The sequence below is a fragment of the Naasia lichenicola genome (assembly GCF_004801885.1).
Classification (GTDB): Bacteria; Actinomycetota; Actinomycetes; order Actinomycetales; family Microbacteriaceae; genus Naasia; species Naasia lichenicola.
In genome coordinates, this window is the sequence record NZ_SSSM01000001.1 from 239,736 (window position 1) to 251,404 (window position 11,669).

Annotated in this window: 16 protein-coding genes and 4 tRNA genes; 13 read left to right on the top strand and 7 right to left on the bottom strand. The window is 65.3% G+C overall.

The window, feature by feature from the left end; genetic code table 11:
* Window positions 1-34: 34 nt before the first annotated feature.
* Together E6C64_RS01115 and E6C64_RS01120 are read right to left on the bottom strand one after the other, a co-directional pair.
* Window positions 35-277 carry a hypothetical protein gene (locus E6C64_RS01115; RefSeq protein ID WP_136425779.1) on the bottom strand — a complete coding sequence of 81 codons (243 nt, stop codon included), beginning with the start codon at window positions 275-277 and terminating at the stop codon, window positions 35-37.
* A gap of 245 nt (window positions 278-522) precedes the next feature.
* Window positions 523-598, bottom strand: a tRNA-Val gene (locus tag E6C64_RS01120).
* A gap of 176 nt (window positions 599-774) precedes the next feature.
* On the opposite strand from E6C64_RS01120, the gene E6C64_RS01125 reads away from it, so the two are divergent.
* The 4 genes from E6C64_RS01125 to E6C64_RS01140 all read left to right on the top strand — a co-directional run bounded on the left by E6C64_RS01125 (window position 775) and on the right by E6C64_RS01140 (window position 1,863).
* Window positions 775-846, top strand: a tRNA-Gly gene (locus E6C64_RS01125).
* Window positions 847-899: 53 nt separating this feature from the next.
* Window positions 900-970 (top strand) — tRNA-Cys (locus tag E6C64_RS01130).
* Window positions 971-1,043: 73 nt separating this feature from the next.
* A tRNA-Val gene (locus E6C64_RS01135) sits at window positions 1,044-1,118 on the top strand.
* A gap of 67 nt (window positions 1,119-1,185) precedes the next feature.
* Window positions 1,186-1,863, top strand: a complete 678-nt coding sequence (locus E6C64_RS01140) for a DUF7341 domain-containing protein (protein ID WP_136425780.1) — start codon at window positions 1,186-1,188, stop codon at window positions 1,861-1,863.
* Here E6C64_RS01140 and E6C64_RS01145 read toward each other — a convergent pair.
* Genes E6C64_RS01145 through E6C64_RS01155 form a run of 3 tightly spaced genes read right to left on the bottom strand, consistent with a single transcriptional unit; the run spans window position 1,860 to window position 3,194 of the window.
* Window positions 1,860-2,207: a hypothetical protein gene (locus tag E6C64_RS01145; RefSeq protein WP_136425781.1), complete on the bottom strand. Its 348-nt coding sequence runs from the start codon at window positions 2,205-2,207 to the stop codon at window positions 1,860-1,862. The two genes, E6C64_RS01140 and E6C64_RS01145, sit on opposite strands and share 4 nt — an antisense overlap.
* A gap of 55 nt (window positions 2,208-2,262) precedes the next feature.
* Entirely contained in the window at window positions 2,263-2,883 is a 621-nt protein-coding gene (locus tag E6C64_RS01150; protein WP_136425782.1) for a hypothetical protein, read from the bottom strand.
* A 5-nt stretch (window positions 2,884-2,888) separates the two neighbouring features.
* Window positions 2,889-3,194, bottom strand: coding sequence for a hypothetical protein (locus E6C64_RS01155; RefSeq protein ID WP_136425783.1), 306 nt, complete (start codon window positions 3,192-3,194; stop codon window positions 2,889-2,891).
* On the opposite strand from E6C64_RS01155, the gene E6C64_RS01160 reads away from it, so the two are divergent.
* The 3 genes from E6C64_RS01160 (at window position 3,193) to E6C64_RS01170 (ending at window position 4,720) form a co-directional block, all read left to right on the top strand.
* Window positions 3,193-3,471: a hypothetical protein gene (locus E6C64_RS01160; RefSeq protein ID WP_136425784.1), complete on the top strand. Its 279-nt coding sequence runs from the start codon at window positions 3,193-3,195 to the stop codon at window positions 3,469-3,471. The two genes, E6C64_RS01155 and E6C64_RS01160, sit on opposite strands and share 2 nt — an antisense overlap.
* 84 nt (window positions 3,472-3,555) lie before the next feature.
* Window positions 3,556-3,939: a hypothetical protein gene (locus tag E6C64_RS01165; RefSeq protein WP_136425785.1), complete on the top strand. Its 384-nt coding sequence runs from the start codon at window positions 3,556-3,558 to the stop codon at window positions 3,937-3,939.
* 340 nt (window positions 3,940-4,279) lie between these two features.
* Window positions 4,280-4,720, top strand: a complete 441-nt coding sequence (locus E6C64_RS01170) for a DUF6941 family protein (protein ID WP_136425786.1) — start codon at window positions 4,280-4,282, stop codon at window positions 4,718-4,720.
* A gap of 179 nt (window positions 4,721-4,899) precedes the next feature.
* Here the strand turns inward: E6C64_RS01170 and E6C64_RS01175 are convergent, their stop codons facing one another.
* On the bottom strand, window positions 4,900-5,487 hold the full coding sequence (locus tag E6C64_RS01175; RefSeq protein WP_136425787.1) for a helix-turn-helix domain-containing protein: 588 nt from the start codon (window positions 5,485-5,487) through the stop codon (window positions 4,900-4,902).
* Between the two features lie 645 nt (window positions 5,488-6,132).
* On the opposite strand from E6C64_RS01175, the gene E6C64_RS01180 reads away from it, so the two are divergent.
* Window positions 6,133-6,696, top strand: coding sequence for a type 1 glutamine amidotransferase domain-containing protein (locus E6C64_RS01180; RefSeq protein WP_136425788.1), 564 nt, complete (start codon window positions 6,133-6,135; stop codon window positions 6,694-6,696).
* A 55-nt stretch (window positions 6,697-6,751) separates the two neighbouring features.
* On the opposite strand, the gene E6C64_RS01185 is transcribed toward E6C64_RS01180, so the two are convergent.
* Window positions 6,752-7,309 (bottom strand): helix-turn-helix transcriptional regulator, encoded by a 558-nt coding sequence (locus E6C64_RS01185; RefSeq protein WP_233255396.1) that lies wholly within the window; start codon window positions 7,307-7,309, stop codon window positions 6,752-6,754.
* Between the two features lie 324 nt (window positions 7,310-7,633).
* On the opposite strand from E6C64_RS01185, the gene E6C64_RS01190 reads away from it, so the two are divergent.
* From E6C64_RS01190 to E6C64_RS18840, 5 genes are all read left to right on the top strand, one after another.
* The gene (locus E6C64_RS01190; RefSeq protein ID WP_136425790.1) at window positions 7,634-8,785 is read left to right on the top strand and encodes a glutathione-independent formaldehyde dehydrogenase; all 1,152 of its coding nucleotides are present in this window, start codon (window positions 7,634-7,636) and stop codon (window positions 8,783-8,785) included.
* A 92-nt stretch (window positions 8,786-8,877) separates the two neighbouring features.
* Window positions 8,878-9,369 carry a hypothetical protein gene (locus E6C64_RS19320; protein WP_233255397.1) on the top strand — a complete coding sequence of 164 codons (492 nt, stop codon included), beginning with the start codon at window positions 8,878-8,880 and terminating at the stop codon, window positions 9,367-9,369.
* A complete protein-coding gene (locus E6C64_RS01195) occupies window positions 9,366-10,511 on the top strand; it encodes a zinc-dependent alcohol dehydrogenase (protein ID WP_233255398.1) in 1,146 nt (381 codons plus the stop codon). Before E6C64_RS19320 ends, E6C64_RS01195 begins: the two co-directional genes overlap by 4 nt.
* Before the next feature lie 13 nt (window positions 10,512-10,524).
* Window positions 10,525-11,154, top strand: a complete 630-nt coding sequence (locus tag E6C64_RS01200; protein WP_136425792.1) for a DUF1345 domain-containing protein — start codon at window positions 10,525-10,527, stop codon at window positions 11,152-11,154.
* Window positions 11,155-11,190: 36 nt separating this feature from the next.
* Window positions 11,191-11,661 carry a hypothetical protein gene (locus E6C64_RS18840; protein ID WP_158437692.1) on the top strand — a complete coding sequence of 157 codons (471 nt, stop codon included), beginning with the start codon at window positions 11,191-11,193 and terminating at the stop codon, window positions 11,659-11,661.
* Window positions 11,662-11,669: the final 8 nt, after the last annotated feature.

The following is an 11,669-nucleotide window of genomic DNA, read 5'->3' on the forward strand; positions in this document are numbered from 1 at the left end:
GACCTGTGTGCGGTGGCGCCTGCGCGCATCAGCGCTAGGGGCGGTCGTCCATCTCGGAGACCGCGCCTGTGGTGACGTCGTCCGGCGCCTCCTTGAGAGGACCGTCGATGCCCCAGGCGATGACGGCTTCGGGATCGTCGGTGTCGTCAGGAAGGGCGACGGTCTGCCGCCATTCCTCGACGTGCGCGGGGCCGTGGCCCTGGATGATCGGCTGCGCCTCGTGCTTCAGCTGGTCGTCGAGCGCGGCGTTGTAGTGGTTGGAGCCCTGAGAGGACATGACGCTCCCTTCGTTTCCGCTCACGCTAGGTCGGTCGCGAAGGTCTCAATAGGTGCTTCCGCACCCGCTCAGGAGTTCGTAGAATCCCGGTCGCCAGTAGGGCATGGCGAAGCCCACATCGGCGGGTGCCCTGGCCGCGAGGGAGGATCGAGCGCGCGAAGGCGGCTGCGGAAGTCGGGGCGAGGTTCGCCAGGGGCATCTTGCCCGCGCCGGGACCAGGCGTCGGCGCGGAAGTGAAGAGCGAGTGGTGGGCGATACCGGACTCGAACCGATGACCTCTTCCGTGTGAAGGAAGCGCGCTACCAACTGCGCCAATCGCCCGTGCGTCGACAATCCTGCCATACGGTCGGCGCCGAACCCGAACTCTCCGCGCCGCATCTGCCGACGCCTGAGGGCGCTCTATAGAGCGAGCGGGCAAGATGCGACATGCGCGTCACGAATTGGCGGGCGGTCCGCGGATCGGTTAGAGTCGACGAGTTGCCCGCGAGGGCGACGATGCGGATGTGGCGCAGTGGTAGCGCATCACCTTGCCAAGGTGAGGGTCGCGAGTTCGAATCTCGTCATCCGCTCGAGTGAAGTCTCACGGGATACGCGGTCAACCAAACCGTGGGAACCCACACATGGTGGCGTGGCCGAGAGGCTAGGCAGCGGCCTGCAAAGCCGTCCACACGGGTTCGAATCCCGTCGCCACCTCACTCATCCGCCACCGAGAGGTTCGGCCGGGCACTGCTCACAAGGCAGCTACTGGAGGAACGCGATCGGGAACGGGCGATTGGCGCAGCGGTAGCGCGCTTCCCTGACACGGAAGAGGTCACTGGTTCGATCCCAGTATCGCCCACCACGAAACCCCCGGCTGACCGGGGGTTTTATTCTTGCCCCGGTGACTCGTGCAATACACGTGCAATAGCGTGTTCGAGAACGATTGGGGCGCCATGTCGGAACACGGGGATCTGCTCGAGGCAGTCGATCGGCTCACGAAGCCCCTGCACCGCAAGCAGCTGCAGACTGTCATGGATCCAGACGGCCGCGTTGTCGGCACGAAGCTCATCACGCTGAGCGCGGCGCCGCTGCTCGAGCAGCTCGCCGAAGCGATCCAGTCGAGCATCGGCGGTAGCTCAGCCGGCGCGACGCTCGCCTCGGAGCGCTCGCTACTGGACACCGATGCCCTGCAGCGCTTTTCGATCATCGACTCGCAGGTCCGGGATTGGTGCCGAGACCTCGGACTCGTTCCAACCCGAGACCCGGCGGCGAACCTCCGAGCCTGGTACGTCACTTGTCTCACACGACGTATGACCTTTGAGGTGGAGGCGTTCCACCTTCGCACGCTCAGCCAGTGGGCGACTCTCATCGATTCGAAACTGGACCCTGTTCGCGAGCGCGAGCTCGACGATCGATGCCCAGAGTGTGAGGCGACGACATGGTGGCGCGACGGATCTAAGTACAGGCATCCACTCGTCGTCCGGTATCGTCCGGACGGCGCGGACATGATCCAGGCGGCACGGGCCTCCTGCAGAGCCTGTGAGACGTCATGGGGCGTGCGGGCGCCGGCCTGGGAGATCGAGCAGAGGAAGCAGCACGCCGCCTAGGTCGCGGACCAGTCCTCGCTGGTTCGTAGCGGCCCGGGGTCATCTACCGGGGTGGTGAACCGGAAGCCGCGGTAGCTGGGAGGTGGGACGAGGCGGCGTCCGGCCTGAGCTTTCTGAAGCCAGCCGACTAACTCATCGACGTCGACCGTGCGCATGCCTTCCGACAGGCATCGTGACCGAAAGGCATCTACGTCGACCCCTTGCCAGCGCTCTCGGACATTCATCAGGTCGGCTTTGAACTTGGCCTGCTCGTTCCACTTCAGGTGGTTGTCGTAGCCCCGAGCCCATCGCGCCAGGTGTTCGATTATGCCGATCACGCCTGGTGACAGCTCACACTGCGTCATGAGACCGGTATACCGTGCGCCGCCGACACCCGCGCGACCTCCACATCACCACGCCTCATCGGATCGTCTCGGCGTGCTTACGCATCTTCGACCCGTCCGGAGGCACCCACATAACCCAGACGACGGCCGAACTGGGCGAGGTGTACCGACGCTTGAAGGTGAACACAATTTCCTCTCCAGCATCGAGCGTCCGTGCCTCCTGAGGCAGAACTAGCCACTCTTCGTCGTAGCCGGCCGGGCTGCCGAGCTGGACATGCATTGCAACACCGCCGGTCCGATTGATGACCCGCCATTTCTGATCTTGGGACTTATCGGAGAGGGCCTCGAACTCCCACAACACCTTCGGCTTGCCCGCCTCGCGGATCAGCTCGGCCTGCTCCGCGAGCGCATCCGCAGCACGGCGCTGATGCTCGAGGGAACCTTCCGCGGCGGTGGCGGCACGCTCCTGCTCCCGCGTGGACTTCTCCGCGGCGTCAGCTGAACGGGTCGCAGCGCTTGCCGATTCCGCGGCAGCCTCGAGCGCCTTCTTCGCCTGCTCCGTAGCTTCGCGCTGCGCCTCCAGAGCGTCCTTTCTCGCACTGTTCGCGATGTTGGCCTGCACCCACGCGAACATGGCGGCCGCGGCGGCGATGACGACGGTGACGATGGCGAAGAGGATCTCGAAGCCTGTCGGCATGGTGGTCAGGCCGCCGACTCAGCTGCGGCAATGGCGCCCTCGAGCGATACCAGAGCCCGTTGGAGATGCGGGATCGCGGCTTGGAAACGGGTTGCCTCATCGAAGTCGTCGGCGCGGACGGCATTCGCTTCGCTATCCATGAAGGCGCCGATCGCGGCCTCTAGTTGAGAGTGGACGCGGCCGAGGTCGGCGGAGTCGGAGTCGGAGGTCATGCGGCTGACGATGACAGAGGATCGGCCTACCATCAACGCGTTGATCGAATGACGACCGACATGTTCGCGGGGCCGGCCGCTCGACTTCTGGAGCACCATGGCCCGCGCCGACACCTGGCACCCCGTTTACGCCGCCTACGAGGATCCGCCGTGGACCTTCACCATGATCAGCCCGCAGGGGCGCTGCTACGGCTCCATCGTCATGAGCAGCACCGAACGCAACTACGTCGTGACCAACGCCGCCGGTTCGACCATCGCGACGACAACGACGTTGATGGAGGCGGTGGAGATCGTGCACCGCCACTACGTCCTGGGCCACTCGCCGTCAGGTCCGGTGAATGGCGATGGGAACACCGGCAGCAGCCGACGCACGTGAACGCAGAACCGGCCCCCGGACAATCGGCCGTTGCAGGTTCCAGGGGGACTATCGTGATTGAACCGCTACATAGGGAGTACGAGCATGCTGTCGCCCGATGCTCTCGTTGTCCGCGCGGGCAAGCAGCGATCCGTCGAGTTCCTGGAGGACAAGATCAACACGGTCGTCAGTCGAGGGGAGTCTCCAGCCCTCTCGGTTTGGGCCCTTGACCCCCTTACTGGAGAGTCCCGCAACGACACGCTTCTGCGCATCATTGAGGATGCCATGCCGCCTCACCCGGTCGTCCAGGTCAGCACGTTCAGGGCGCTGTCAGATGCGGAATTCAGCTTGATACTGGATACTAGTAATGGACAGGCTGCCTGCCATTACAACGTTCCCGTTTCCCATCCGACTAACCCGGCCGTGTTGGAAGCGTTTATCAATTGTTTTGGCCAACCCGAGGCGAAGCCATCAAGAGGTGTGAAGTGAACGCGATTGAAGTCGACTTTAGTGACCTAGCGCGAAACGGAAAGATCCGAGTTTGGGCTGAGGATGTTGCCGGACTAGAGCAAGGCGACACCGCCGTGCTTACCCAGGATGCCGAAGACATGACCTGGATCGCCACCCTCTCTGAGGTAGATGGCAGTTGGGCCTATTTCGATCTTCTCCACGAATTGTCTTTTGGCGTGGTGCCGGGGTCGCTAACTTCGACCGCGGGAATCATATTTCAGACGGTCACATCTGCGTTGGTGGGGTCTTTCAGATTTGAGCCGGCTTTGCCCATGACATACAACTTGGGCACCAGTAGTCCATTAGAGGCCCAAGTCGCGTGAAAACCATTGTCCTGCTGGCGGATTCCGCTCAGACCGATTCACAGGGCAAGATCCACGCTCTCGGGTTGGGATGGTCATTCACGGGATCCCCTACGCCTCCGGCGGCGATCGTAGTTCTCATCGAAGTCGACTGGAACGAGACCAACCGCCGTTACAAGCTTGAGGCCGACCTAGTCGACGAGGATGGTCAGCCCGTACTCGTGCCGGGACCTTTCGGTCACGTGCCGATGCACTTTGAAGCCGAATACGAATTGGGGCGCCCGCCCGGCGTGATCCCAGGCACTCCACTATCTATTCCCATGGCAGTCCCGATCTCTGGCGGCATGGCACTAACTCCTGGGAAGCGATACACCTGGGTGGTAAAGAACTCGGGCCAGCCGAACGACGAATTGGGTGTCAGCTTTTCTATACGACCCGAAGAATCTACGCCTCTCTGAGAAGCGAGTAAGGGACTCAAGGCACCTTCAGAGTGGCGTCTTCGCGTCGGAGATGCAATCTCCCCAGACCCGTACACATAGCGAGCCACAGCACCTTACTGCGGCTCCGAGGGTGGGGGCGGGGGGTCCGGGGTGGGGTGCCCGCCGAGCACCAGTTGACGACGAATGGAGCCTTCGGACTATCCGAGCCAGGCGTGTCTGATGTCCAGCTGGAAAAAGCCGGAGGGTGGACCATCCGTTCCGTGCGTAATTTCGTAGACCGGCGGGTCGGTCCGGACATATAGACCAACTTGGTCAGGCTTGAACTTGCCGGTCACAAACGCCGTGCCGCCAACCTCTAGGGGGCGAGAATCCGAAAACGTGTGCGGGCCCCAGAAGAACTCCACTGTGTGCTCGAGGTTGATGAAGTCAGGATTCGGACGCACAGCGATCCACACCTGCCCGATGAAACGGCGAGGAAACTTGAGAATGCTCTCGCCCGCCTGTAGCTGCAGCGCTTCGTCTTGCCCCCGGCGTAGGTTGAGAACCGCATATTGCAGTCGCGGCGTAGTCTCAAAGAAGTTGTCTAGCCTTTCGGCGGCGACCAGCGTGATCTCGCCCTGACCCGTTTCCCACCGTGACACGGTCGACTTGGACACACCACCGGCGCGGGCTACGTCCGTCTGGGTGAGACCTCCACGCAGTCGCTTGAGGGTAATTCCGAGCTCCCCATCACTTTCTGGGAGCCGCTCCAGCAGTGTCCGGTTGCGATCGCGCGCTGCCACCATGTCTTCGGTCGGGTCCCATCTCGCTCCCAAAATTCTCACCTTGGTCCCACGTTCCCATAGACGTCTCAGACCGGCAACGAACGGCTGCGATCAGCCATATGTTCTGAGCAGTCCTACGGGGCGGGAAGGAGGTGAGAGTCACATGTTGAGTTGGATTCGCGGAGGAGCGCACCGCATGTTCTGTCAATGCGGTTGCACGCGGTGCTCGAAGTACGACCACTGTTACAGCAGGAAGTGCCTTCAGTAGCACGCTCGACGGAGCCCCGGCCATACCGACCGGCTGGTCGGGGCTCCGTTGCGTCGCGGGACCGCCGTCGAGGCAAAGATGCACGGGCTGAGGGAGGCTCCCGGCCACCCGTGGCAGGGGTGACCGGGAGCACCTGGCGTGCTGTCCTGCGGGTGGGGTCGTGCCACGATCGCCCACCTCTACGTTGCAGCGCACGCCGTCTGGGGTCAGGGCAGGATGTGCCCGGACTCGACGCTCATCCGGACGGGTGCCGGCTGCGCGTTGGTGAGGGACTGCAGGACGAGCTGGTCGGCTCGCTGCTGATCCCATGTCGCTCGGCTGCGGGCCTTCTCGTCGTAGGTCCACCTGCCGATCTCGTCGACCTGGTCGATGGTCAGGAATCATCGAAGGAGGAGAGCATGGCTGGAGCACTGGACGGACGTCGTGTGGCGATCCTGGCCGCAGACGGCGTGGAGCGCGTCGAACTGGAGCAGCCTCGCGGCGCCCTGGAGGAGGCCGGGGCGCGGACTGAGCTGCTGTCCATCCACGACGGCGAGATAGCCGCACGCAACAACGACCTCGAGGACGCGGGCACGTTCCCCGTCGATCGGCAGGTCGGATCCGCGTCGGTGGACGAGTACGACGCCCTGCTGCTGCCCGGTGGCACGGTCAACCCCGATCAGCTGCGGATGCAGTCTGTGGCCGTCGAGTTCGTGCGGAGCTTCGTCGAGTCGGGCAAGCCGGTGGCGGCCATCTGCCATGGGCCCTGGACGCTGGTCGAGGCGGGGGTTGTTCGCGGGAGGCGCTTGACCTCCTTCCCCAGCCTGCGCACCGACCTGCGGAACGCAGGAGCTGAGGTGGTCGACGAGCAGGTGGTCACCGATGGCAACCTCACGACCAGCCGGTCGCCCGACGACCTGCCTGCCTTCTGCGAGCGCATCGTGCAGGAGTTCGCAGGCTCGCGGGCGACCGCGGCCGTCTGAACGAGGGATACGGCGAGAGCGAGGGTCGCGATGCTGAGTCCGATCGATCGGAGTCTCAGTCGAGTCGATGGACTGCTTCGTCGCGGCTCTCCTCGGCGTGCAGCGATTCACCCGGCACATAGAGTCCCTCGCGCTCGGCCCGGACAGCGGCGAGTGTCCGCGACGACGCTTCCAGCTTGACGAGGATGTGCTCGAGATGGGCCGCGACGGTGCGCGCTGCCACGATCAGCCGGCGGGCGATCTCCCGATTGGAGCATCCCTCGATGATCAGGCCGAGCACCTCCAGCTCCCGTGGCGTCAGTCCATGCAGGTGGGCAGGCGGTGACAGGAGCACGATTGCGCTGAGCAGGGGGCGGCCCTCGTCGGCGGCGTTCAGGACGGTCACGCGCTCGTGTCCGTCCGGCGCGTGACGACCGCCGACCGGCCAGAGGAACGACGAATAGGCGCGGCCGTGCTGAACGGACGCGCGAGCCGCATGGATGAGACCGGATCCGGCGGTCAGCAGCTGGTCCCCGGGCAGTCCGGGCAGGCTGTCGACGGCTCCATCCATCAGCAGCGCGGCACCTGCTGTGGCGCGCTGCGCGACGAGGGGCGCTGCGACGAGGAGACGCATCTCGGTTTCAGCCCGGAACCCGGTTTCGCGCCGCGGCGATCGTGAGATGGCTGGTGTGGAAGTCCTCGGGCACGTGCCTGGCCTCTCGGGAAGTCGGATGCTCCGGCGAAGGCGCATTCGGGCCCCGCATGGGCGCGATGCTACGCCGCCCACCCGCTGATGCACAGGGAGCATTCCGCTCGCGCCCCCGCCGTGATGGATCCGAGGCGAGATGGGCAATTCTGCCGATGCCGTGGAACGGCCGCCAGGTGTCACCTGGATCTACCCGTCCGCTCGTCCGCGATGTGTGGCTGAGCGGCGAATCACATGACACAGGAGGACAACGTGAAGGCAGTCGTGTACGACGGACCCCGTCAGGTCACCGTGAAGGATGTGCCGGATGCGCGCATCGAACGATCGACCGACGTGCTGGTTCGGGTGACCGCCACCAACATCTGCGGTTCGGACCTGCACATGTACGAGGGGCGCACGGACTTCGAGACGGGACGATGGTTCGGCCACGAGAACCTCGGCGAGGTCATCGAAGTCGGCGACGGCGTCGACAAGGTGGCCGTGGGCGATCGAGTGGTCCTCCCGTTCAACGTGGCGTGCGGTCACTGCAAGAACTGCGAGCGAGGGCTCAGCAACTACTGCATGACGGCCCAGCCGGTCCAGGAGTGGGCCGGCGCGGCATACGGCTTCGCCGACATGGGCCCGTGGGCGGGCGGTCAGGCGGAGCTCCTGCGGGTGCCGTGGGGCGACTACAACTGCCTCCGTCTGGGGGAGGACGCGGATGAGCGATCCGCCGACTACGTGATGCTCGCCGACATCTTCCCGACGGGGTATCACGCCACCGAGATGGCCGGCGTCTCACCCGGAGATCAGACGGTGATCTACGGCGCGGGCCCCGTCGGCCTCATGGCGGCGCTGTCGGCGACCATCCGCGGTGCGAGCAAGGTCATGGTGGTCGACCGGCACCCCGACCGGCTGCGGCTCGCCGAGTCGATCGGCGCCATCGCGATCGACGACTCGAAGGTAGACCCGGTCCAAGCGGTGCTCGAGCAGACCATGGGACTCGGGGCCGACAACGGATGCGAGTGCGTCGGCTATCAGGCCCACGATCCGCAGGGTCAGGAGCAGCCGAACGACACTCTGAACAAGCTGGTGCAGTCGGTCCGGTTCACCGGTCGGATCGGCACGGTAGGGGTGTACGTGCCTCAGGATCCCGGCGCTTCCGACGAGCTCGCGAAGCAGGGGAAGATCGCGTTCGACTACGGGATGTACTGGTTCAAGGGCCAGACGATGGGCAGCGGCCAGGCCCCGGTGAAGCGATACAACCGCCAGCTGCGCGACCTGATCGCCGCCGGCAAGGCGGAGCCGTCCTTCATCGTCAGCCACCAGCTGCCGCTGGATCAGGCTCCCGAGGCGTACCAGCACTTCGATGCTCGGGACAACGGATGGACCAAGGTCATCCTGAAGCCGGGCCAGACGGCGTGATCGCTAGATGCGGGCGGCGAGGGCACGAGACGTCCGCGCCGCCGTCAATGAGGAGGAGCCCCGGTCGAGCGGGGTGACGCAGGGAGGGTGAGATGGGTGTGAAGACAGCGGTCGCCGTGGGGGCGGCCGGCGTGGCGGCAGGCCTGGTGGCCAGGTCGCTGGTGAAGCAGAAGAACGAGGCGGATGGCGACGGGAGGCATCCCGAAGGATGGAAGGCCGTGACGATCCTCGCGGATCCGCAGTCCGTCGCGGACGGTCGCTATCCCGAACCGCTGGCGCGCATCGCCGAGATGGTGGAGATCCGCGTCGAGGATGCGCCGGGCGACAAGGGCTTCGAGCTCCACGCCCGCGTGCGCGACGGATCCGATGTGAAGGGCGTTCTGGGGGACGAGGATCCCGATCAGGCGCTTCGGGTGGCGCTGCGCGACGCGAAGCAGGTGCTCGAGACCGGCGAGGTGCTTCGGGCGATCCCGAGACCGCACGGCGAACGGCCTCGCACGGTGACCGGAGCGGTCGTCGATGCGGCGGAAGACAAGGCGAAGGGAGTGGGAGTGCTACGAGGGCTCTGGTCTGGGCAGGGGTGAACGAGCTCGCTGTCGAGCAGGTGGAGGATCCGACGATCCTCAATGCGCACGATGCGATCGTCCGGGTGAGGCTCACCACGACCTGCGGATCCGATCTGCACCTGCTGGGCGGCTACGTTCCGACGATGCGCGCCGGCGATGTGCTCGGGCACGAGTTCATCGGCGAGATCGTCGAGACAGGTTCGGAGGTGAAGAACCATCGGGTGGGCGACCGGGTCGTCGTCTGCTCCTTCATCAGCTGCGGGAAGTGCTGGTACTGCAAGAACGAGCTGTACTCGCTCTGCGACAACAGCAACCCGAACGCCGGGATCCCGGAGATGCTCTGGGGCCAGGCGCCCGGCGGATGCTACGGCTACTCCCACGCGCTCGGCGGATGGGCCGGCAGTCATGCCGAATACATCCGCGTCCCCTACGCCGACCAGGGCGCGTTCACCGTGCCCGACGGCGTCAGCGACGAACGGGCACTGTTCGCCTCCGATGCCGCCCCCACGGGATGGATGGGCGCCGACCTCGGCGGCGTCCGACCGGGTGACACGGTCGCCGTCTGGGGCGCCGGCGGAGTGGGCCAGATGGCGGCTCGGGCTGCCATCCTGCTCGGGGCGGAGCGCGTCATCGTGATCGACAGGTTCCAGGAGCGCCTCGGCCAGGTCGAGCAGGTGATCGGCGCCGAGACGATGAACTACGAGACCAGCGAGGTGCTCGCCGAGCTGCGTGAGACCACGGGTGGCCGCGGGCCCGACGTGTGCATCGAGGCCGTCGGGATGGAGGCGCACCGCGACCGTCCCGACTTCGCCTACGACCAGCTCAAGCAGCAGCTGAGACTGCAGACCGACCGACCCACTGCCGTGCGGGAGGCGATCTTCGCCGCCCGCAAGGGCGGGAGCGTCTTCGTCCTCGGCGTCTTCGGCGGATTCGTCGACAAGTTCCCTCTCGGACCCCTGATGAACAAAGGGCTGACGCTCCGCTTCGCACAGCAGCACGGACACCGCTACATCCCGATGCTGTTGGAGCGGATGGCGCGGGACGAACTCGCCACGGAGCACCTCGCGACCCACGTCATGCCACTCGACGAGGCGCCGGCCGGATACGGGATGTTCAAGGAGAAGACGGATGGCTGCGTGCGGGCCGTCTTCCGTCCCTGACCGGGGCGCGTAGATGTCGCACCTCACCCGCAAGGCCGGGGTCTCCGCCCTGGTCGGAGTGCTGGTCGCGCTCGTCCCCGCCTTCTTCGGCGCTCCCGAGCTCGGGCCGCTGATCGGCTGGGTGGTCGCCGGCGCCGCATTCCTGACCTGGGCATGGACCTCGGCCCTGCCTGCCGGGCCCGAGCGCACTCAGGAGCTGGCGCTGCATGAGGACAGGTCGCGCCGGCTGGTCGACGCGCTGATCGTCGCCGCGACGTTCATCAGCCTCGTGGCAGTGGTCTTCGCGCTGATCCGGTCTCAGCAGAAGGACCCCGTGGGGATCGCGAGCGCGATCCTCGCGGCGGTCGGCGTCGTGATCGCCTGGGCGGTGGTCAACACGGTGTTCGCCTTCAAGTACGCGCGGATGTTCTACCACGACGATCGCCACCGGTTCGAGTTCAATCAGGACGAGGACCCGTCCTACAGCGACTTCGCCTACGCGGCCTTCACCGTCGGCATGGCCTTCAACGCGGGCAACGTGAGCCAGTCGTCCACCCCGTCGCGTCGGATCGCGCTGGTCCACGCGCTGATCGCGTACTTCTACGGCACCTTCATGATCGCCGTCGCCATCAACCTGGTGACCAGCCTGGCTCAGTCCGGCTGACCGACGGGCCATTCACCTCTGCTCATCCCGCGAACGGTGATCGGCTTCGCGCTCATCGACGGGCTCACTTTCGCCGTGGACCTCTCGCTCGTATCCGTGGCACATGGCATCCTCAGGATGCCGCTCGACAAACCGGCCATCTCTCGGGTCCATGTGGGTGGCAGTCGGCCGTCGACAAAACCGGCGCCCGTGTTTCTCCCGAACGGGGAGACTGGTTTCATGGCAATCGAGATCACCCATGTCAGGTTCGCGAACCCCGAGCGCAAGTCGCACGAGACGATCACTCACTTCAAGTGGAAGAACGTTGAGAAGCGGTCGACGGGAGACCGTGAGGCGGAGTCGATGGTGATCTGGCTCGGTTACCCGTCGAACACTGCCTACATCGGCACCGGATCGGATCGTAGATACCTCGCTGTGGTGGAACCCAGGGGCGAAAGTGCGCACATTCGAGCCCACCACGACGACAACGGCTGGTCAGACGACCTCCTCGAACTGCCAGAGTTCTAGCCCCGCGC